This is a genomic window from Streptomyces sp. Z423-1 (assembly GCF_013009255.1).
In the GTDB taxonomy this organism is placed as follows: domain Bacteria; phylum Actinomycetota; class Actinomycetes; order Streptomycetales; family Streptomycetaceae; genus Streptomyces; species Streptomyces gossypiisoli.
The window spans coordinates 739,163-762,777 of the sequence record NZ_CP053109.1 but is presented as its reverse complement, the minus strand read 5'-3'; the positions used below and the strand labels follow the sequence as shown (position 1 = coordinate 762,777).

The 23,615-nt window shown below is 73.0% G+C and carries 5 protein-coding genes; all 5 read right to left on the bottom strand.

Annotated features, from left to right (window positions below; all coding sequences use genetic code 11):
• Positions 1-7 precede the first annotated feature (7 nt).
• Positions 8-3,172 (bottom strand): non-ribosomal peptide synthetase, encoded by a 3,165-nt coding sequence (locus tag HJD23_RS03405; RefSeq protein ID WP_171133980.1) that lies wholly within the window; start codon positions 3,170-3,172, stop codon positions 8-10.
• Between the two features lie 71 nt (positions 3,173-3,243).
• Complete coding sequence (locus HJD23_RS03400; protein ID WP_171110751.1) at positions 3,244-4,074, bottom strand: hypothetical protein; 831 nt, start codon at positions 4,072-4,074, stop codon at positions 3,244-3,246.
• Positions 4,075-4,266: 192 nt separating this feature from the next.
• Positions 4,267-5,043 carry an alpha/beta fold hydrolase gene (locus HJD23_RS03395; RefSeq protein WP_171110753.1) on the bottom strand — a complete coding sequence of 259 codons (777 nt, stop codon included), beginning with the start codon at positions 5,041-5,043 and terminating at the stop codon, positions 4,267-4,269.
• Positions 5,040-13,436 carry a type I polyketide synthase gene (locus HJD23_RS43390; RefSeq protein WP_240980615.1) on the bottom strand — a complete coding sequence of 2,799 codons (8,397 nt, stop codon included), beginning with the start codon at positions 13,434-13,436 and terminating at the stop codon, positions 5,040-5,042. Before HJD23_RS43390 ends, HJD23_RS03395 begins: the two co-directional genes overlap by 4 nt.
• Positions 13,437-13,440: 4 nt before the next feature.
• The gene (locus HJD23_RS43385; RefSeq protein ID WP_171134138.1) at positions 13,441-23,532 is read right to left on the bottom strand and encodes a type I polyketide synthase; all 10,092 of its coding nucleotides are present in this window, start codon (positions 23,530-23,532) and stop codon (positions 13,441-13,443) included.
• Between the last annotated feature and the right edge of the window lie 83 nt (positions 23,533-23,615).

Sequence of the window (23,615 nt, the reverse complement as noted above, 5' to 3'; positions counted from 1 at the left end):
GTCTTCCTCAGTTGCCCGGGGCCGACGGTGCGGCGGCGTCCGGATCGAGATGCTCGGCCATGGCGAGCGGGGTGGGATGGGCGAACAGGTCGGCCAGGCGTACAGGCACACCCAGCGTCTTCTCGATGCGCTGCACGAGCTGCGCGCCGAGCAGCGAATGCCCGCCGCTGTCGAAGAAGTTGGCGTGCGGGCCGAGGTCGGTCCGGCCGAGCGTGCTCTGCCACAGGGCGAGCAGCCGCCCGGCCGTCCCCGACTGCGCCTCGGGCGAGGCCTCTCCCGCCCCCGCGGCCGCACTGCGCTCGGAGCGGCGCTGCTCGGCGAGGCGGGTCAGCGCGAGATGGTCCCGCTTCTCGTTGGCGGTGGTCGGCAGCGACTCCAGCACGACGATCTCCTGGGGTACGGCGGCGGAGGGCAGCAGGGACCGGGCATGGGCCGTCAGCCCGGCGGTGTCCACCTCGGCCACGCCGTCCCCTCCCTCCGCTCCTTCCGCTCCTTGCGCCGGTTCCACGAACGCGACCAGGGCGGCGTCCGGCCCGCCGCGCCCCACCACGACGACGGCGACGTCCCGTACGTCCGGACGGTCGAGCAGCACCGCCTCCACCTCGCCCAGTTCGATCCGGTGGCCGCGCAGCTTGATCTGGCGGTCGGTCCGGCCCAGCAGCTCGACGCTGCCGTCGGGCCGCAGCCGGGCCAGGTCGCCGGTGCGGTAGTGGCGCCCGTACGCGGGATGGTCGCGGAAGCGGTCCGCCGTCAGCTCGGGGCGGTTGTGGTAGCCCAGCGCGACGCCCGCCCCGGCGATGCACAGCTCGCCCTGCACACCGACCGGCAGCTCCCGGCCGTCCGGGTCGACGACGAACACCTGGGTGTTGGCGATCGGACGGCCCACGTCCACGCGGACCACCTCGTCCGGCACCGGCCCCGAGGTGGACCAGATGGTCGTCTCGGAGGGGCCGTACACATTGAGCAGTGAGCCGCCCGAGGCGGCCAGCGTGCGGGCCAGCGCCGGCGGCAGCGGCTCCCCGCCGCAGACCAGGCGCCGGCCGGCGAGCTGCCCGTCCGCCGCGTCGGCGACGACCCGCCAGGTCGTCGGGGTGGCCTGCACGATGCCGACGTCGTGCGCGACGACCTCGGCGAGCAGGGCACGGCCGTCGGTGCGGGCCTCGTCGGAGGCCACGACCAGCCGTCCGCCGCACACCAGCGGCAGGAACAGCTCCAGGGCGGAGATGTCGAAGGCGAAGGTCGTCAGCCACAGCACGGCGTCGTCCGCGGTGACCTTCAGCTCCTCGGCGAAGTGCTGGACCACGTTGGCGAGGCTGCGGTGGCCGACCAGGGTGCCCTTCGGCTTCCCCGTCGAGCCGGACGTGTAGATCAGGTAGGCGCAGCAGTCCGGATCGGGGCCGCCCGCACCGGGGTCCGGCAGCGGGCCGGAGCCGTCCCGCGCGAGCGGCTCCAGCGGAACGACCCGCGCCCGGACCCCCTCGGGCAGCTCCACGCCCGGCGCCGTGAGCACTGCCTGCGCGCCGGAGTCCTCCAGGACGTACGCCAGGCGCTGCACGGGGTGCTCCGGATCGACGGGCAGATACCCCGCTCCGGCCAGCCACACCCCGAGGGCCGCGGCCGCGAGTTCGGGACCCCGGGGCGCGGCGAGCGCGACGATGTCACCGGCCCTCACCCCGGCGTCCGCCAGGACGTCCCGGGTGTGCTCGGCGGCCCGCCACAGCTCGGCGTACGTCGTGCTGCGACCGTCGCCCACGACGGCCGGCGCGGACGGCGTCAGCGCCACCCGCTCCCGCACCGCCGCGAGCACGCTGGGCGGATCCACCGGGCGCGCGGTGTCGTTGCTCGCGGCCAGCACGGCGAGGTCGGAGGGCCCGGCCAGCGGCAGTTCGCCCATCGGCCGGTCCGGCCCCTCCGCGGCCGCGAGCAGCAGCGCCTCGAAGCGTTCGAGCAGCCGCTGTACGTCGGCCCGGTCCAGCACCTGCGTGTAGTACGCGGCCCGGACGGTCACCTTGTCCGCCGAGGACAGGAAGAAGAACTCCAGGTCGAACTTGCTGAAGCCGTTCTCCACCGGGAGCCTGCGGGCCGTGGTGTCGCCGAGGGGGAAGCTCGTACGGCCGTCGTCCGGAACGTAGTTGAACAGATGGCGGAAGACGGTGTTGCGCCAGGAGGCGCCGCCGTCCCTGCGCAGTTCCGGCAGCAGGACGTCGACCGGCACATCGGCGTGGGCGACCGCCCTGAGGAACGCGTCGCGGGCGGTCCGCACCAGGTCGCGGAAGCCGCCGCCGAGGTCGACGGGTATGCGCAGCGGCAGGGTGTTGACGTGGTAGCCGACGGCCCTGGACGCCTCGCGCGCCCGGACGTTGACCGGGGTGCCCACCACCAGGTCGGGACCCGCGCCGTGCCGGGCCAGCAGCAGGCCGTACGCGGCCAGCAGCACCACCGCCTCCGGCGCGCGCAGCTCCTTCTGCAGCCGGCGCAGTACCTCGGTCGCCCGCGGGGACAGGTCGGCCGTGATCTGGTCACCGGTGAGGGTCGGCTCGGGAAGATCCTCGCTGCCGCACCACAGGGCGAGGCCCGCGGCGTCGGCCCCGGCCAGCTGCCCGCGCCAGTACTCCACGGCAGCCGCGCGGGGAGCGGGCTCCCGGTACGGCGGCTGCGCGGCCAGCAGCTCCGCGGGTGGCGCGGCACCGGCCGCGAGCGCCGTGTACCCGGCGGTGAACTCCTCCAGCAGGACCGCGCCGGAGACCGTGTCGAAGACCAGGTGGTGGACGGCGAGACAGAACGCGTCGCCGTCCGCGCACCTCACCCGCGCGGCCCGCACCAGCGGCCGCCCGTCGATGTCGAAGGGACGCGTGATGAACTCCCCGACGACAGCGGCGACCTCACCCGGCTCCGCCGCCAGTTGCTCGGCCTCGATCCGCAGGGCAGCGGGGTCGAGCACCTCCTTGACGAGGCCCGCCCGCTCCTGCCGGAACACCGTGCGCAGCGCCTCGTGCCGGCGCAGCAGCAGATCGACCGTGCCCTGGAGCGCCGGGCCGAGCAGCGGCCCGTCGGCCTGAAGGGCGACGGAGAGGTTGTTGACCCCCTTGACGGGCACCAGCTCGTCCAGGAGCCAGAGGGCGTGCTCCTTGCTGTCGGCCGGGCGGGACCGGACTTCCGTTGCTTCTGGCATTCCAACCGTTCCGTGGGTTCGCGGGAATTCGCGGTGGGGCGTACGTACGGGATTCGCGCGTACGGGACTTCTCAGGCGGGCCTGTCCGCGCCGAGCAGCTCGGTCACCGTGCGGGTGACACCGGGGTCGCGCAGCAGGTCGACGTGCGGGACGTCGACGCGCAGTTCCCGGCCCACGGCGATGTCCTGGCCGGCCGCGCGGGAGCCGTTCAGACCGCTCGTGGGCGACGAGGACGTGACGGTGACGGCCTCCCGCCACGCGGGCAGAGGGTCGATGTCCGCGGCCGCGATCAGATAGCCGACGAACGACGCGAAGACCGCGGTGATCTCCTCCGTCCGCTTGGCGTCCAGCTCCAGCCGGTCGAAGGCGGGCTTGGCGGTACGCCGGTACACGTCGAGGAGTTCGGCGCCCAGCGCGGCCATCGTCGTGTGCTGCTCGTGCGCCCGCCGCGCCTCGTCCGCCGCCTGCGCGGTCTCCTCGGCACTCAGCAGGGCGGACATGGAGTCGAGGACCTTGTAGAACTGCGAGTACAGGGTCAGCGGGCCGGACTGCTCGGGGTCGAACAGCACCAGCGCGGGCGCCTGTTCCTGCCGGGCGGCGAGGCGCTGCGCGATCGCGCCCGCGTAGACGCCGCCGACACAGAAGCCGAACACCGCGCGGACCGGGCGGCCGTCGGCCGCTACCTCCTCCAGCCACCGCTCGACGGGGTCGGCATCGCCGGCACCGGTCCCGGCCTCCTGGGGAATCGTCTCCCAGATCGAGCAGGGCAGCAGGTCACCCAGACCCGAGGCCAGATCGGTGAAGCGGCCCTCGGCCCGGCCGGTGGCGTCGAAGTCCACGGCGAGCACGAGCTCGTGCGCGTCCGCGTTGCCGAGAACCCGCCACGTCTGCGGATCGGTCATGGTTCGGGATCCCCCATGGTCTGTGGAAAACACTGCGTTCGGTTCGGTGGAAAACGGTGAACTCGCGTTCGTGGAGAACGGTGAATGCACGTCCGAGGACAGTGGATTCGTGTTCGGGGACGGTGAGTTCGCGTCCGTGGAATACGGAGAATGCGCGGTCACGCTAACTTCGCCTCCTGGCTCGGATAACCCCTAGCCGACCCCTGCGACCCCCAGCCGCGTGGCCAGCACCTCGGCGACCGCGTCGGTCTGCTCCGAGACGTAGAAGTGACCGCCGCCGAAGACCCGCAGGTCGAACGGGCCGGTGGTGTGCTCCTGCCAGGCCCGGGCCTCCTCCACGGTGGTCTTCGGGTCGTTGTCGCCGGTCAGCGCGACGACGGGGCAGCCGACGGCCGCGCCCGGCGCGCTGCGGTAGCGCTCGATCGCCTTGTAGTCGGCCCGCAGGGACGGCAGGAACATCCGGACGATGTCCTCGTCGTCCAGCGCCGCCTGCGCGGTGCCGTCCAGGGCGCGGATCTCCCGCAGCAGCGCGTCGTCGCCCTTGCGGTGCAGGTCCTCGCTGCGGTGCCGGGAGGGGGCCCGGCGCCCCGACACGAACAGGGACACGGGCGTCACGCCCGCCCGCTGCTCCAGCCGCGCGGCCACCTCGAAGGCGACGGACGCGCCCATGCTGTGCCCGAACAGGGCGAGCGGGCGGTCGGTGCCGACGGCCTCGACGACCGCGTCGAACGCGGCGTCGGCCAGCTGGTGCAGGTCCTCGAAGGCGGGCTCCCGATGCCGGTCCTGACGGCCGGGATACTGCACGGCCACCACGTCCAGCCGCCCGGCGAGCGCCCGGGACAGTGCGTGGAAGGACGTGGCCGAGCCGCCGGCGTGCGGGAAGCACACCAGGGTGACACCGTCGGCGGGCGCCGGCTGGTAGCGGCGGATCCAGGGGCTCTCGATTGGTGCGGTACGTGTGGGGGTCATGACGCAGTCCTCTTCATTTCCTCGTGCAGGTGCGCGGCGAGCTCTGCCGGCGTGGGGTGGTCGTAGATCAGCGTGGGCGGCAGGTCGAGGCCTGTGACCTTGGTGAGCCGGGCGCTCAGCTCGACGGCCGTCAGCGAGGCGAACCCGGCGTCCAAGAAGTCCTGTTCGGCCGGCAGCGCGTGCGGGTCGGCGTGCCCGAGCACCGCGGACGCGGCCGACCGCAACGCCTCCAGCAGCAGCGCCGGCCGCTCGTCCTCGGACGCCTCGGCCAGGGCCCGCGCCAGGTCCCCGTCGTCCTCGGACGGCTGGGCGTCCTCCGGCGCGTCCGTGGCGGCGGGGGCGCGGCTGTGGTCCCACGCCGACAGCAGCGACAGCACCGCGTTCAGGGAGTCGGCCTCACGGGCGGAGTCGACGTCGAGCAGCGCGGCCAGAGCAGCGACGTCCCGGCTGCCGACAGCGCGCCAGAACCGCCGCTCCAGGTCGCTGCCGCCGGCCGGCGCCTGCTGGGACCCCGACGGCAGCCAGTACGCCGTGCGCTGGAAGGCGTACGTCGGCAGCTCGACCGTACGGGCGCCGGTCGGGGCGAACACCGCCGCCCAGTCCGGGGACACACCGTGGACGTGCAGTTCGGCGACGGCCGTGGCCAGCGCCCGGGCGTCGGCGCGGTCGCGCCGCTGGACGGGCACCACCAGCGCCTGACCGCCGAGGCACTCCCGGGCCATCGCGGCCAGCACCGCGTCCGGGCCGACCTCGACGTACGCGGTGACGCCCTCCTTCTCCAGATGCGTCAGCTGATCGGCGAAACGCACCGCCTCCCGCGCGTGCCGCACCCAGTAGCCGGGGTCCTGGAGCAGCCCGTCCGACGCCGTCTCGCCGGTGACGTCGGAGACGACCGGGACGCGCGGCGCCCGGTACGACACCTCGCGCGCGACCGCCGCGAACTCGTCGAGCACCGGATCCAGCAGCGGCGAGTGGAAGGCGTGACTGACCCGCAGCCGCCGGGTCCTGCGGCCCAGACCCTTGAAGTGCGCGACGATCTCCTCGACCGCGCCCTCACGGCCCGACACGACCACGGCCGACGGCCCGTTGACCGCGGCCACCCCCACCTCGTGCGTCCGCCCGGACAGCAGCGGCAGCACCTCGTCCTCGGCCGCCTGCAGCGAGGCCATGGCCCCGTCCGCGGGCATCGACTGCATCAGCCGGCCACGGGCCGCCACGAGCCGCGCCGCATCGGGCAGGTCGAAGACCCCGGCGACATGGGCCGCCGCCAGCTCACCGATCGAGTGCCCCGCCAGCAGCTCGGGTCGCAGCCCCCACGCCTCAAGCAGCCGGAACAGCGCCACCTCGACGGCGAACAGTGCGGGCTGGGCGTACTCGGTGCGGTCCAGCAGCTCCGCCTCCGGGGAGCCGGACTCCGCGAACACGACCTCGGCCAGGGGCCGTTCCAGCAGCGGTCCGAACTGCGCGCAGATCTCGTCGAACGCCGCCGCGAACACCTCGGACGAGGCGTACAGCTCCCGGCACATCCCGGGCCGCTGGGTGCCCTGCCCCGAGAACAGGAAGGCGACCTTGTGACTGCCCGCGGCGGCACCCGTCACCACGGACGGCGAGCCCTCGCCACGGGCCAGCGCCTCCAGCGCCGCGAGCCGCTCCGCCGGGTCGTCGCCGAGCACCGCACCCCGGTACGCGAACGCGGACCGGGTCGTGGCCAGCGACAGCCCGACCTGCGCGGCAGTCAGCTCCGGCCGCTCCTGTACGAAGTCCCGCAGCCGGGCGGCCTGGGCGCGCAGGGCCCCCGGACTCCTGCCGGACAGCACCCACGGCGGAGCGACGACCCCGCCCGGCTCGCCCTCCTCGGTCCCGGCCTCGTCCGGCGCGGCATGCTCCAGGACGACATGGGCGTTGGTCCCGCTGATCCCGAACGACGACACGGCCGCTCGCCGGGTACGGCCGGTCTCCGGCCATTCGGTGGTCTCCGACAGGAGCGAGACGGCTCCGGAGTCCCAGTCGACGTGGGTGGAGGGGGTGTCGACGTGGAGGGTCCGGGGGAGGAGGCCGTGGCGCATGGCCATGACCATCTTGATGACGCCGCCTACGCCGGCTGCGGCCTGGGTGTGGCCGATGTTGGACTTCAACGAGCCCAGCCACAGCGGCTGTTCGTCGGTGTGCTCCTGCCCGTACGTCGCCAGCAGCGCCTGCGCCTCGATGGGGTCGCCGAGGCTGGTGCCGGTGCCGTGGGCCTCGACCGCGTCGACGTCCGCTCCGGTCAGCCCCGCACTGGACAGGGCCTGGCGGATCACCCGCTGCTGCGCGGGCCCGTTCGGGGCGGTGAGGCCGTTGCTCGCGCCGTCCTGGTTCACCGCGCTGCCCCGCACCACCGCCAGCACCGGGTGGCCGTTACGCCGCGCGTCCGACAGCCGCTCCAGCAGCACGACGCCCGCGCCCTCGCCCCAGCCCGTGCCGTCCGCGGAGTCCGCGAACGCCTTGCACCGCCCGTCGCGGGCCAGCCCCCGCTGCCGGCTGAACCCGATGAACGTACCGGGCGTGGTCATCACGGTCACGCCGCCCGCGAGCGCCAGCGAGCACTCGCCGTTGCGCAGCGACTGCGCGGCCAGATGCAGGGCCACCAGCGAGGAGGAACAGGCCGTGTCGACCGTGATGGCCGGGCCTTCCAGACCCAGGTGGTACGCCACCCGGCCAGAGGCGATGCTGCCGGAACTGCCGTTGCCGAGGAACGCCTCCAGCCCCTCCGGCACCTCGGTGACCTGCGTGCCGTAGTCGTGGTACATGACGCCGGCGAAGACGCCCGTACGGCTGCCTCGCAGGGTCCGCGGGTCGATGCCGGCCCGTTCCACGGCCTCCCAGGAGGTCTCCAGGAGCAGCCGTTGCTGCGGGTCCATGGCGAGGGCCTCGCGGGGCGAGATCCCGAAGAAGCCCGCGTCGAACTCGGCGGCGTCGTACAGGAATCCGCCTTCCACCGCGTACGTCGTGCCGGGGTGGTCCGGGTCCGGGTGGTACAGCGCCTCCGTGTCCCAGCCGCGGTCGGCGGGGAACCCGGAGATCGCGTCGCCGCCGGAGCGCACCAGCCGCCACAGGTCCTCCGGAGTGCGCACCCCGCCCGGATAACGGCAGGCCATGGCCACGACGGCCACCGCTTCCTCGTCGGGGTCCAGGTCGCTGCGCCGAGCCGGGCCGGCCGCGGTGCCGGGCTCGTCACCGACTGCCTCGGTGACCAGATACCGGGCCAGTTCGACCGGGCTCGGGTGGTCGAACACCAGCGTGGCGGGCAGCCGCAGCCCGGTGGCCGAGGCCAGCCGGTTGCGCAGCTCGATGCCCGTCAGCGAGTCGAACCCCAGGTCTCTGAAGCTGAGTTCCGCCTCGACACCCCCGGCGCCGGCGTACCCCAGGATCCCTGCGGTGTGCTCCCGCACCAGGCCGAGCACGAACGCCATCCGCTCGGCCGGCTCCAACTCGCCCAGCCGGGCGGCCAGGGACCGGCCTTGCGGTTCGGCTCCCTCCCGGGCGGCGCGGCGCACCTGGCGGCGGACCAGCCCGCGCAACAACGCTGGCACGGGCTCCTCCGCGCCGAGGGAACGCCGCAGCGCCGCCACGTCGAGCCGGATTGGCAGCAGGTGCGCCTCGCCTGCCGCGCAGGCCGCGTCCAGCAGCCGCAGCGCCTCGTCGCTGGACATGGCACCGACTCCGTGGCGGGTCATGCGGTGGAGGTCGGTGTGGGTGAGGTTGCCGGTCATGGTGGAGCGGTCTTCCCACAGGCCCCAGCCGAGGGAGAGGGCGGGTTGGCCGTGGGTGTGGCGGTGGTGGGCGAGGGTGTCGAGGAAGGTGTTGGCGGCGGCGTAGGCGGCTTGTCCGGGTCCGCCGAAGGTGGCGGCGGCGGAGGAGAAGAGGATGAAGGCGTCGAGGTGGGGGGTGTGTTGGGTGGTGAGTTCGTGGAGCAGGAGGGCGCCGTCGAGTTTGGGTTTGAGGACGGTGTCGAGGTGGTGGGTGGTGAGGGTGTCGAGGGTGGCGTCGTGGAGGGTGGCGGCGGTGTGGATGACGGCGGTGATGGGGTGGTGGGTGAGGGTGTGGGTGAGGGTGTCGGGGTCGGTGACGTCGCCGGTGACGACGGTGGTGTGGGCGCCGAGTTCGTTGAGTGTGGTGGCGAGGGTGTGGGCGGGTCGTCGGGAGAGGAGGACGAGGTTTTGGACGTGGTGGTGGGTGACGAGGTGGTGGGCGAGGAGTCCGGCGAGGGTGCCGGTGGCGCCGGTGATCAGGACGGTGCTGTCGGGCCGGAAGACGGGGGCGTCGGCGGGGGTGACCGTGGTGCGGGCTAGGCGAGGTACCAGGAACTGGCCTTGCCGGATGGCGACTTGAGGCTCACCAGTCGTGAGCGCGCCGCGTAGGTCGTGCGTGGGGTCGTCGGTGTCGATGAGGACGAGTCGGTCGGGGTGTTCGGACTGGGCGGAGCGGATCAGGCCCCAGATGGCGGCGTGTTCGAGGTCGGGTGTGTCTTCGGGTGAGGTGACGACGGCGTTGCGGGTGAGCAGGACCAGCCGGGAGTCGGCGAACCGCTCCTCCGCCAGCCACTGCTTGACCAGGTCCAGCACCCAATGCAGCGAGGTGCGTTCACCGGGCGGGCAAGGAGCGACCACGACCTTGGAAGCCGACAGGCCGTCGAGGCCCTCACCGGCGGACAGCCAGACCGGGTCCGGCCCCTCCGCCTGGGCGGCCTCGACGGGCACCCACTCCACGCGGAACAGCGCGTCGCGCAGGGTCGCCGCGGCTGCGGCCTCCGCCGCTCGGCCGGACAGCGGCCGCAGCGCGAGCGAGTCGACGGTCAGGACCGGACTGCCCAGGGCGTCCGCCGCGTCGAGCCGTACCTCCTCCTGACCGGTCACGGTCAGCCGCACCCGCAGTACGGTCGCGCCCGTGGCGTGCAGGCGTACGCCCCGCCAGGAGAACGGCATCAGTGCCGGCGCGCCGTCCTCGGCCAGGCTGCTGAGGCCGACCGTCTGCAGCGCCGCGTCGAACAGGGCGGGGTGCAGCTCGAAGTCCGCCGCGTCCCCGGCCAGGTCCGCCGGCAGGGCGACCTCGGCGAACACCTCGTCACCCCGCCGCCACGCCGCCCGCAGGCCCTGGAACTCAGGGCCGTACTCGAAGCCGCTCTCCCGGAACCGCTCGTAGCGGCCCTCGATGTCCAGCGGCTCGGCCCCGGCCGGCGGCCAGGCCCCGCTGAGGTCCTGCCCGGCGTCGGCGCGGTCCGGGCTCAGGGTGCCGCTCGCGTGGCGCGTCCACGGCAGGCCGTCCTGCACCGTGTCCTCGTCGGGCCGCGCGTGCACGGTCAGCGTGCGCCGGCCCGACGCGTCGGCGGCACCGACCCGCACCCGGAGTCGTAGGCCACCGTCCTCGGGCAACACCAGCGGCGCCTCAAGGGTCAGTTCCTCCAGCAGCGGGCAACCGGCCCTGTCCCCGGCCCGTACGGCCAGCTCGGCCAGCGCGGCGCCGGGCAGCAGGGCCGCGCCCTCGACCCGGTGACCGCGGATCCACGGCTGGGCGGCGAGCGAGACCCGGCTGGTGAACAGCAGCTCGTCGCCGTCCGCGCTCTCCAGTACTGCACCCAGCAGCGGATGGTCCACCGACTCCAGGCCGAGCGAGCGTACGTCCCCGGCCGCACCGGAGGGGGCCTTCGGCCAGTAGCGCTGCCGCTGGAAGGGGTAGGTCGGCAGATCCACCCGCCGGGCACCGCTGCCGGCGAACAGCGCCGCCCAGTCGACGCGGGCGCCGCGGGCGAACACCGTCGCCACCGCCTCCACCACCGACTCCGGCTCGGCGCGGTCGCGGCGCAGCGCGGCGGCGAACGCCACGGCGTCGCCGGGCAGGCAGTCCTGGCCCATGCCGGAGAGCACCCCGCCGGGGCCGAGTTCCAGGCAGCTGCCGACGCCCAGTTCGCCCAGCGTCCGCACGCCGTCGGCGAACCGCACGGCCTGCCGCACATGGCGCACCCAGTAGTCCGGGTCGGTCAGCTCCTCGGCGGTGGCCGTACGGCCGGTCACATCGGAGACGACCGGGATCAGCGGATCGCTGTACCGCAGCGAGCGCGCGACGGCCCGGAAGTCGTCGAGCATGGCGTCCATGCGGGGCGAGTGGAAGGCATGGCTGACGTTGAGCCGCTTGGTGCGTCGGCCGCGCTCGGCGAGTTCGGCGGCCACCGCGAGCACCGTCTCCTCGTCGCCCGACACGACGACGGACCGCGGCCCGTTGACGGCGGCGACGGACACCCGTTCCGTGCGTCCGGCCAGCACCTCCATGACCTCGTCCTCGGTGGCGCGTACGGACACCATCGCCCCGCCCACCGGCAACTCCTGCATCAGCCGGCCGCGGGCGGCCACCAGCGCGCAGGCGTCCGGCAGGCTCAGTACCCCCGCGACATGGGCCGCCGCCAGCTCGCCGACGGAGTGGCCCAGCAGCGCGGCGGGACGCAGGCCCCATGCCTCGACCAGCCGGAACAGCGCTACCTCGACGGCGAACAGCCCTGCCTGGGTGTACTGCGTCTGGTCCAGGAGCTCCGCCTCGGCCGTGCCCGGCTCGGCGAACACCACTTCACGCAGCGGACGGTCCAGGTGCGGGTCCAGGGCGGCGCAGACCTCGTCGAAGGCGGCGGCGAAGACCGGGTAGGCGGCGTGGAGTTCACGTCCCATGCCCGGGTACTGGCTGCCCTGCCCGGTGAAGAGGAAGGCCGTCCGGGCGGCACGGTGACCCGCGCCCGTCACCAGCGCCGGAGCCGCGTCCCTGCCCTCGGCGAGCGCCGTCAGCGCCGCGTCGAGCCCGCCGGGACCGTTGTTGTACAGCACCGCGCGGTGCTCGAAGACCGAACGCCCCGTGGCCAGCGAGAAGCCGACATCGGCGGGGTCCGTGTGGACGAACTCCCTTAGCTTTGCGGCCTGTTCGCGCAACGCGTCCGCCGACCGGGCGGACAGCACCCACGGCACGACCGGCATCCCGGCCCCGCGATCCGGCAGGTCTCGGGCGGACTCGTCCTCCGGGGCCTCTTCCAGGACGGCGTGCGTGTTCGTGCCGCTCACGCCGAAGGACGACACGGCCGCACGGCGCGGCCGGTCGGCGGCCGGCCAGGGCCGCTCCTCGGTCAGCAGCGAGACGGCTCCGGAGTCCCAGTCGACGTGGGTGGAGGGGGTGTCGACGTGGAGGGTACGGGGGAGCAGGCCGTGGCGCATGGCCATGACCACCTTGATGACGCCGCCGACGCCGGCGGCGGCCTGGGTGTGGCCGATGTTGGACTTCAACGAGCCGAGCCACAGCGGCTGTTCGGGACTGTGGTCCTGGCCGTAGGTGGCCAGGAGGGCCTGGGCCTCGATGGGGTCGCCGAGGGTGGTGCCGGTGCCGTGGGCCTCGACGACGTCTACGTCCGCACCGGTCAGCCCGGCGGCGACCAGCGCGTCCCGGATCACCCGCTCCTGGGCGGGACCGTTGGGGGCGGTCAGTCCGTTGCTGGCGCCGTCCTGGTTGGCCGCCGTGGAGCGGATCACCGCGAGCACCGGGTGGCCGTTGCGGCGCGCGTCCGACAGCCGCTCCAGCAGCAGCAGACCCACGCCCTCCGACAGGCTGGTCCCGTCGGCGCTGTCCGCGAACGCCTTGCAGCGTCCGTCCGGGGCCAGTCCGTGCCCCTGCCCCCGGCTGAACTCGTCGAACAGCGTCGGCGTCGACATCACCGCCACGCCCCCGGCGAGCGCCAGCGAGCACTCGCCATTGCGCAGCGACTGCACCGCCAGATGCAGCGCGATCAACGAGGACGAGCAGGCGGTGTCGACCGTCACCGCGGGCCCCGCCAGGCCGAGCGTGTAGGCCACCCGGCCGGAGGCGACGCTGCCCGCGCTGCCGTTGTAGACATAGCCCTCGACGGCGTCCGGCGACGCGTCGACCAGCGTGCCGTAGTCGTGGTACATCACACCGGCGAAGACGCCCGTACGGCTGCCCCGCAGGGTCCGCGGGTCGATGCCGGCCCGTTCCACGGCCTCCCAGGAGGTCTCCAGGAGCAGGCGCTGCTGGGGGTCCATGGCGAGGGCCTCGCGGGGCGAGATGCCGAAGAACGCCGGGTCGAAGTCGGCGGCGTCGTACAGGAATCCGCCGTGGTCGTAGAGCCCGTCCAGCTCCCAGCCGCGATCGGTCGGGAACTCGGACACCGCGTCCTCGCCCGCGGCCACCAGCCGCCACAGGTCCTCCGGCGTGCGTACGCCGCCCGGGTAGCGGCAGCTCATCGCGACGATCGCGATCGGCTCCCGGCCGCGCTCGGCGAGCTCACGGTTGTGCTGCCGCAGCCGCTCGGTCTCCTTCAGGGACGCCCGCAGGGCGGCGACGACCTTGTCGTTGGGGTTGCTCATGGGGTCACTCACGCTCCGCGTCGGATCCGGCGCTGTCGCCGTCGAAAGCAAGGTTGATGAGGAGGTCGACGTCCATCTCGTCGATGGCATCGATGGCGTCGGTCTCGTGGCCGGAGTCCGGCGCGACCGCAGGAGCCGGTGTGGTCTGCGCGGTCTCCTGCGGGAACAGCTTCCGCTCCACGAAGCGGGCGATCGCCTGCGGAGTCGGCTGGTCGAAGACCAGCGTGGCCGGCAGCCGCAGCCCGGTGGCCGTGTTGAGCCGGTTGCGCAGCTCGACCGCGGTCAGCGAGTCGAACCCGATGTCCTTGAAGGCGCGGTCCGGTTCGATCGCGGCCGTCGACGCATGGCCCAGCACGGCTGCCACCTGCGCGACGACCAGGTCCTCCAGCGCCTGCGCCCGCTGCTCCCCGGACACCCGGGCGAGCCGCTCGGCGAGCGACAGCTCCGCAGGCCGTCGCATGCCAACCTCCGCGGTGTGACGACGCACCCGACGCTGGGCCAGACCCCGCAGCAGCGCCGGAAGACTGTCGTCGTCGGCCCGCCGCCGCAGCGCCCCTACGTAGAGCCGGATTGGCAGCAGGTGCGGCTCACCCGCCGCGCAGGCCGCGTCCAGCAGCCGCAGCGCCTCGTCGCTGGACATGGCACCGACTCCGTGGCGGGTCATGCGGTGGAGGTCGGTGTGGGTGAGGTTGCCGGTCATGGTGGAGCGGTCTTCCCACAGGCCCCAGCCGAGGGAGAGGGCGGGTTGGCCGTGGGTGTGGCGGTGGTGGGCGAGGGTGTCGAGGAAGGTGTTGGCGGCGGCGTAGGCGGCTTGTCCGGGTCCGCCGAAGGTGGCGGCGGCGGAGGAGAAGAGGATGAAGGCGTCGAGGTGGGGGGTGTGTTGGGTGGTGAGTTCGTGGAGCAGGAGGGCGCCGTCGAGTTTGGGTTTGAGGACGGTGTCGAGGTGGTGGGTGGTGAGGGTGTCGAGGGTGGCGTCGTGGAGGGTGGCGGCGGTGTGGATGACGGCGGTGATGGGGTGGTGGGTGAGGGTGTGGGTGAGGGTGTCGGGGTCGGTGACGTCGCCGGTGACGACGGTGGTGTGGGCGCCGAGTTCGTTGAGTGTGGTGGCGAGGGTGTGGGCGGGTCGTCGGGAGAGGAGGACGAGGTTTTGGACGTGGTGGTGGGTGACGAGGTGGTGGGCGAGGAGTCCGGCGAGGGTGCCGGTGGCGCCGGTGATCAGGACGGTGCTGTCGGGCCGGAAGACGGGGGCGTCGGCGGGGGTGACCGTGGTGCGGGCTAGGCGAGGTACCAGGAACTGGCCTTGCCGGATGGCGACTTGAGGCTCACCAGTCGTGAGCGCGCCGCGTAGGTCGTGCGTGGGGTCGTCGGTGTCGATGAGGACGAGTCGGTCGGGGTGTTCGGACTGGGCGGAGCGGATCAGGCCCCAGATGGCGGCGTGTTCGAGGTCGGGTGTGTCTTCGGGTGAGGTGACGACGGCGTTGCGGGTGAGCAGGACCAGCCGGGAGTCGGCGAACCGCTCCTCCGCCAGCCACCGCTTGACCAGGTCCAGCACCCCGTACAGCACCTCATGGACCCGCGCGGTGAGCTTGTCGGTGCCGTCCTGCTGAGGCGCGTACGGCACGACCACCACGTCCGGGACGACGTCCAGTGTGGCCACGGAGTCCAGGTCGTCGGCCGCGAAGACCGTCGCACCGGTCTCCTCCAGCGTCCGTCCCACCCGCAGCGGGTCCGGCCCGACGACCGCCCAGCGCCGCGCCGCGACGGGGGAGAGCCCCGCGGAGGCCGGCACCCAGTCCATGCGGAACAGGCTGTCGTTCACGGAGGAACCGGCCGCCTCCAACTGCGCGGTGACCACCGGCCGTACGACCAGCGACTCGGCCGTGGCGACCGGCATGCCGGCCGGGTCGGCCACGGTGACCGACACGGTGTCCTCGGCGTCCCCGAGCGGAGCCACGCGCACCCGCAGCGCGGCGGCGCCCGCCGCGTGCAGGGTCACCCCGCTCCACGAGAACGGCAGCCGCGCCCGGCCCTCGCCCGCCGCGGGCAGCACGCCCAGACCCAGCGCGTGCAGCGCCGCGTCCATCAGTGCCGGGTGGATGCCGTACTCCGCGGCCTCGGCGGACTCCTCCTCCGGCAGCGCGACCTCGGCGAAGACCTCGTCACCGCGCCGCCAGGCGGTCCGCAGGCCGTGGAAGGCAGGGCCGTACCCGTAGCCCTGCTCGGCCAGCCTGTCGTAGTAGCCCTCGGTCTCCACCGGCTCGGCCCCGGAGGGCGGCCATGTGGTCATGTCGGCATCGGGCCTCGGGGACTGCTCTACGGGGGCCAGGGTGCCGGTGGCGTGCCGGGTCCACGGCTCGTCGCTGCCGGCGTCCTGCGCGCGTGAGTGGAGAGTCAGCTCGCGCCGCCCCGAGTCGTCAGGTGCGCCCACGTTCAACTGCACGTCCACCCCGCCCCGTTCGGGAAGGACCAGGGGTGCTTCGAGGGTGAGTTCCTCTACGGTGCCGCAGTCGACGTGGTGGCCGGCCTGGAGGGCGAGTTCGAGGAAGCCGGTGCCGGGGAGCAGGACGGTGCCGGCTACGGCGTGGTCGGCCAGCCAGGGGTGGCTCTGCAACGACAGCCGCCCGGTGAACAGGTGCGTGTCCGTGCCGGCCACCTCCACGGCAGCCCCCAGCAGCGGATGACCGGCGGCCGCCAGGCCCGCGCCGGAGAGGTTCGTCCGGCTGTCGGTGGTGGGGTTGATCCAGTAGCGCTGGTGCTGGAAGGGGTAGGTGGGGAGGTCGGTGGCGTGGTTGCCGCCGCGTGTGGGCCAGTTGATGGGGTGGCCGTGGGTGTGGAGGTGTGCTGCTGAGGTGAGGAAGCGGGTGATGGTGCCTTCGTTGCGGCGGAGGGTGCCGGTGGTGACGGCGTCAGTTGAGGCTTCCTCGATGCTGTAGGTGAGGACCGGATGGGCGCTGGACTCGATGTAGGTGGTGTGGCCGGCCTCTGTGAGCTGCTGGATGGCGGTGTGGAAGTGGACGGTCTGGCGGAGGTTGCGGTACCAGTAGTCGGCGTCGAGCGCCTCGGTGTTCAGGAAGCTGGGTTCGACGGTGGAGAAGAAGGGGATGTCGGCCGGGCGGGGCTGGATTCCCGCGAGCGCATGGGCCAGTTGGGCTTCGATGGCCTCGACGTGTGCGGAGTGTGAGGCGTAGTCGACGGGGATGAGCCGGGCGCGGATGTCCTGGCCCTGAAGGTCCGCGACCAGGGTTTCGACGGCGTCCTTGTCGCCTGAAACGACGGTGGTGTTGGGGCCGTTGACGGCGGCGATGCTGACGCCGCTGGGCAGGTGTTCCTCGACCGCCTGGACGGACTGCGGGATGGAGGCCATGGCGCCCAGCCCGGCAAGGTGTTCACCGATGATCCTGGCGCGTACGGCGACGACCTTGGCCGCGTCCTCCAGGGTGAGGGCGCCGGCCACAGCGGCGGCGGCGATCTCGCCCTGGGAGTGGCCCACCACGGCGTCAGGACGGACGCCCAGGTGCTGCCAGGTGGCGGCAAGGGAGACCATGACGGCCCAGGTGACGGGCTGGATGACGTCGACCCGGTCCAAGTCGGCGCCGGAGCGCAGCGCTTCGGCCAGCGACCAGTCGACGTAAGGCGCGAGCGCCTCCTCACAGCGGGCGATGGACTCCGCGAACACAGGCACGGAGTCAAGGAGTTCGGCACCCATACCGGCCCACTGCGTCCCCTGCCCCGGGAACACGAACACGGTCTTGCCGACGGCCTTGGCCTGGCCCTGAACGAGATGGGTGTGAGGCTGCCCAGCGGCCAGCGCATCGAGCGCGGCGGCGACGGCATCAGGAGCTTCGGCGAGGACGACCGCGCGGTGCTCGAACAGGGCGCGGCCGTTGATGAGCGTGTCGGCGACGGCTGCGGTGTCCAACTCGGGCCGCTGCTCGACGTATTCGCGGAGCTGTCGTGCCTGAGCGCGCAGCGCGTCGGCGGTCCGGGCCGAGATCACCCAGGGCACGACGCCCGGAGACTCCGACACCGACACCGGCTCGTCATCGGGAGCCTGCTCCAGCACAGCGTGCGTATTGGTGCCGCTGATGCCGAACGACGAGACACCGGCCCGGCGCGGCTGTCCCGTGCTGGGCCAGGCCGTCTCCTCGGTCAGCAGGGCGACGGCTCCGGCCGACCAGTCGACCTTCGGCGTGGGCTCGCCGACGTGCAGCGTCTTCGGCAGCACGCCGTGTTGCAGCGCCATGACCATCTTGATGAGGCCCGCGACACCCGAAGCGGCCTGGGTGTGGCCGATGTTGGACTTCACCGAGCCCAGCCACAGGGGCCGGTCGGCCGGGCGGTCCTGGCCGTACGTGGCGATCAGTGCCTGGGCCTCGATGGGGTCGCCCAGCTTGGTGCCGGTGCCGTGCGCCTCGACGGCGTCGACCTGATCGGGGGCGAGACCCGCGTTGGCGAGGGCCTGCCGGATGACCCGCTGCTGCGAGGGGCCGTTGGGGGCGGTGAGGCCGTTGCTGGCGCCGTCCTGGTTCATCGCCGTACCGCGGACGACGGCAAGGACTCGGTGGCCGTTGCGGCGTGCGTCCGACAGCCGCTCCAGAAGCAGCATGCCCACGCCCTCGGACATGCCCATGCCGTCGGCGTCGGCCGAGAAGGCCCGGCACCGGCCGTCCACGGACAGGCCGCGCTGCCGGCTGAACTCGGTGAAGGAGGTGGGCACCGCCATCACGGACACACCGCCGGCCAGCGCCAGCGTGGACTCGCCCTGCCGCAGCGACTGCGCCGCGAGATGGAGGGCGACCAGCGACGACGAGCAGCCCGTGTCCAGGGTGACCGCGGCGCCCTCCAGGCCGAGGACGTACGAGACGCGGCCCGAGGCGATGCTCGCCGTGTTGCCCGTACCGAGGTAGCCCTCGATCTCCTCCGGGGTCTCGCCGAGGCGCGAGCCGTAGTCGTGGTAGCTGACGCCCGCGAACACGGACGTACGACTGCCCCGCAGGGACTGGGGTTTGATGCCGGCCCGCTCGAAGGCCTCCCAGGAGGTCTCCAGCAGCAGGCGCTGCTGCGGGTCCATCGCCAGGGCCTCGCGCGGCGAGATGCCGAAGAACGCGGGGTCGAAGTCGGCGGCGTCGTACAGGAATCCGCCGTGCCGGGTGTAGGACTTGCCGCGCTGCTCCGGGTCCGGGTCATAGAGCGCGTCGAGGTCCCAGCCGCGGTCGGTCGGCAGGCCCGAGATCACGTCGCCGCCGCGCAGCAGGAGTTCCCACAGCTCCTCGGGCGAGCGCACGCCGCCCGGGAAGCGGCACCCCATGCCGATGATGACGATCGGGTCGTCGTCGGCGGCCGGCAGGGTCGGCGGCGCCACGGCGGTCCCGGCCGGCGCGGTGTCCGGCAGCGCTCCGAAGAACTCGTCCCGCAGATGGGCGGCGAGCACACCGGGGGAGGGGTAGTCGAAGACGAGGGTCGCCGGCAGCCGCAGCCCGGTGGCCGTGTTGAGTCGGTTGCGCAGCTCAACCGCGGTCAGCGAGTCGAAGCCCAGATCACGGAACACCCGCCCCGGCTCGACCGCCTCACCGGAGGCATGACCGAGGACCGAGGCCGCCTGGTCGCGCACCAGCTCCAGCAGCACCCGGTCCCGCTCCTCGGCCGCGAGACCCTCGAGCCGGTCGCGCAGAGGCGACGACGGAGCGCTCGGCGCGTCCGCGCCCGACGCGGTTCCGGGGGACGACGTGGCCGCCTCGATCTCGCGCTGCGCCTGGGGAACACCCGCGAGCAGCGGGCGAGGTCCCGCCGAGGTGAAGACAGGGACGAAGCGCTCCCAGTCCACCTCGGCCACGGCCACGAAGGTCTCGTCGTGCGCGAGGATCTGGCGCATCGCGGCGAAGGCCGTGTCCGGGTCGAGGAACGGCAGTCCCCGCGCCTGCAGCTGCTCCGGCTTGACGCCCTCCGGCAGCCGCTCCGGGTCCCAGACGTTCCACACGCCCCATGCGATGGAACTGGCCTTCAGACCGCGGGCACGGCGCTGCTCCGCGAGCGCGTCCAGATAGGCGTTGGCGGCGGCGTAGGCGCCGTGGTCACCGCTGCCCCAGACACCGGCGATGGAGGAGAACAGCACGAACGCGTCGAGGTCGTCGCCGCCCAGCAGCTCGTCCAGGTGAGCGGCGCCCGCCACCTTCGCGGCCAGCACGTCCGCGAACTCGTCGAGCCCCGACTCCGCCAGCGACGCCAACTCGATGAACGCCGCCGCGTGTACGACCGTACGCAGGGACTCCCCGTCGGCCTTCAACTGCTCCAGCACGCCCGCGAGGGCCTCGCGGTCGGCGGCGTCGCACGCGGCCACCGTGAGACGGACCCCCTCGGCGGCCAGTTCCGTCGCCAGCTCGGCCATGCCCGGAGCGGACGGGCCGCGCCTGCTGGTCAGCACCACATGCTCGGCGCCGTTCGAAGCGAGCCACCGCGCGATGTGCGGGCCGAGCGCTCCCGTCCCGCCGGTCACCAGCGCCGTGCCACTGGTGCGCCAGCCGGGCGCCGCCTGCTCGGGCGTCCGCACGTCCAGCGGGTTGCGCACCAGGCGCCGGGCGAAGACGACCGAGTTGCGGACCGCCACCTGGTCCTCGCCCGCCAGCCCGGCCAGCACCGCGCACAGGCGTGCCCGGGCCCGGTCGTCCAGCTCGCGCGGCAGATCGACGAGGCCGCCCCAGCGCTCGGGCTGCTCCAGCGCGACGACCCGGCCCAGGCCCCAGACCTGCGCCTGCGCCGGACTGGTCACGGCGTCGGACGCCCCGACCGCCACCGCCCCGCACGTGCCGAACCACACCGGCACCTCAAGGCGCGCGTCACCGAGCGCCTGCACGAGAGCGAGCGTTCCTGCCACACCGGCCGTCATGGCGGGATGCGCGGGATGGGCGCTCTCGTCGAGCGCCAGGAAGGAGAGCACGCCGGCGAGCGGAGAGTCCTGCGCGGACAGCTTCTCGCCGATGAGATCGACGTACGTCCCCCGGCCGGCCGCGGAGGCGTTCAGCTCCAGCGGCACGACCTGCGCGCCGTGCCGCGCCAGCCCCTCCGCCGCCGTACGGACGATGTCGTCGGTGGCCCGCCCCTCCGGGAACACCACGAGCCAGGTCCCCCCGAGCCTGGTCGTGGCACCCTCGTCGGCCACCGGCTTCCAGCTGATCCCGTACCGCCAGTCGTTCACCGTGGCCTCGCGCCTGCGCTCCTGCCGCCAGGACGCGAGCGCGGGCAGCACCGTGCTGAGCGAGGCGTCGTCGGGCACGGCGAGCGTGTCGGCGAGCGACTCCCAGTCCTCGTTCTCCACGGCCTCCCAGAAGCGCGTGTCGACGATGTCGGTCGCCGGGACGGGGGCGTGCGCCGCCGTGGTGTCCGGTACGTCGATCCAGTAGCGCTGGTGCTGGAAGGGGTAGGTGGGCAGGTCGATGTGCCGACCGCCCTTGCTGATGGGCCAGTTGACGGGGTGGCCGTGGGTGTGGAGGTGTGCTGCCGAGGTGAGGAAGCGGGTGAGGGTGCCTTCGCCTCGGCGGAGGGTGCCGGTGGTGACCGTCCCGTCTCCGGTTTCTTCGATGCTGTAGGTGAGGACGGGGTGGGCGCTGGACTCGATGTAGGTGGTGTGGCCGGCCTCTGTGAGCTGCTGGATGGCGGTGTGGAAGTGGACGGTCTGGCGGAGGTTTCGGTACCAGTAGCCGGCGTCGAGCGCCTCGGTGTTCAGGAAGCTGGGTTCGACGGTGGAGAAGAAGGGGATGTCGGCCGGGCGCGGCTGGATTCCCGCAAGCGCATGGGCCAGTTCGGCTTCGATGGCCTCGACGTGTGCGGAGTGTGAGGCGTAGTCGACGGGGATGAGCCGGGCCCGGATGTCCTGGCCCTGAAGCTCTGTGACCAGGGTTTCGACGGCGTCCTTGTCGCCCGAAACGACGGTGGTGTTGGGGCCGTTGACGGCGGCGATGCTGACGCCGCTGGGCAGGTGTTCCTTGACCGCCTGGACGGACTGCGGGATGGAGGCCATGGCGCCTCGGCCGGCGAGGTGCTCGCCGATGATCCGTGCGCGTACGGCGACGACCTTGGCCGCGTCCTCCAGCGAAAGCGCACCCGCCACAGCCGCGGCGGCGATCTCGCCCTGGGAGTGGCCGACGACCGCATCCGGACGGACACCGAGTTCCTGCCAGTTCGCGGCGAGGGACACCATCACCGCCCAGGTCACAGGCTGGATGACGTCGACCCGGTCCAACTCCGCGCCGGAGCGCAGCACCTCGGTCAGCGACCAGTCGACGTAAGGCGCGAGCGCCTCCTCACAGCGAGCCATCGACTCCGCGAACACAGGCACGGAGTCAAGGAGTTCGGCACCCATACCGGCCCACTGCGTCCCCTGCCCCGGGAACACGAACACGGTCCTCCCGGTCTCGTCGGGCGCGATGCCCTGCACGAGGTGGGGTGAGGGCTCCCCCTGAGCGAGGGCGTCGAGGGCCTTGAGGAGTTCGCCGGTGCTGCCGCCCAGGGCGACCGCGCGGTGCTCGAACGCGGAGCGGGTCGTGGCCAGCGCGTGGGCGACCTCCGCGGTGTCCAGGTCCGGCCGCTGATCGACGTATTCACGCAGCTGTCGTGCCTGGGCGCGCAGCGCCTCCGCGGTCCGGGCGGAGATCACCCACGGCACGACGCCCGCCGGTGTGGCGTCGTCCTGTGCCTCGTTTTCCTCGTCCGCCTCGACGGGCGGAGCCTCCTCCAGCACGGCATGGGCGTTGGTGCCGCTGATGCCGAAGGAGGAGATGCCGACACGGCGCGGCCGGTCGAGCGCCGGCCACTGCACGTCCTCCGTGAGCAGCGAGACGGCCCCGGCCTCCCAGTCGATACGGGAGGACGGCTCGTCCACGTGCAAAGTGCGGGGCAGCAGGCCCTGATCGAGGGCCATGACCATCTTGATGATCGAGGCGGCACCGGCGGCGGCCTGGGTGTGGCCGATATTGGACTTCACCGAGCCCAGCCACAGGGGCCGGTCGGCCGGGCGGTCCTGGCCGTACGTGGCGATCAGCGCCTGCGCCTCGATGGGATCGCCCAGCTTGGTGCCGGTGCCGTGTGCCTCGACCACGTCGACCTGGTCGGGCGTCAGACGGGCGGCGGCCAGCGCCTGGCGGATGACCCGCTCCTGGGAGGGGCCGTTGGGGGCGGTGAGGCCGTTGCTGGCGCCGTCCTGGTTGATGGCACTGCCGCGGATCACGGCGAGCACCCGGTGCCCGTTGCGGCGCGCGTCCGAGAGCCGTTCCACCAGCAGCATGCCGATGCCCTCGGACAGCGCCGTGCCGTCCGCGCCCGACGCGAAGGCCTTGACGCGGGCGTCCGGCGCCAGCCCCCGCTGTCGGCTGAACTCGATGAACGAGGCCGGCGAGGACATCACGGAGATGCCCCCGGCCAGCGCCATCGAGCAGTCGCCCTGCCGCAGCGCGTGGCAGGCCAGATGCAGGGCGACCAGCGACGAGGAGCAGGCCGTGTCGACGGTGACGGCCGGGCCCTCCAGACCGAGGGTGTACGCCACCCGGCCGGACACCACGCTCGGCGTGTTGCCGATACCGAGGTGCCCCTCCAGCTCGGCAGGCACCTCGGGCAACCGGGTCGCGTAGTCCTGGTAGTTGCTGCCGACGAAGACGCCGGCCTTGCTGCCGCGCAGCGATTGCGGGTCGATGCCGGCCCGCTCGAAGGCCTCCCAGGAGGTCTCAAGCAGCAGCCGCTGCTGCGGGTCCATCGCCAGGGCCTCGCGGGGCGAGATGCCGAAGAACGCGGGGTCGAAGTCGGCGGCGTCGTACAGGAATCCGCCCTCCCGCACATAGGACGTGCCGGAGCGGTCCGGGTCGGCGTCGTAGAGCGCCTCCAGGTCCCAGCCGCGGTTGTCGGGGAACGCGGAGATCGCGTCGCGGCCCTCGGCGACGACCTGCCAGAGGTCCTCCGGGGACCGGACGTCACCCGGGAAACGGCAGCTCATACCGATGATGGCGATCGGCTCGTGGTCCTTGGCCTCGGCCTCGTTGAGCCGGCGGCGGGTCTGGCGCAGGTCGTTGACGACCCGCTTCAGGTAGTCGCGGAGCTTGTCCTCGGTCATGTTCTGGGCAGCGTTGGAGGAACGGGCGGGCTTTGACATCAGGTCACGTCCTAGAAAGGCCGGGAAGGGCCAGTGGTCAGGTG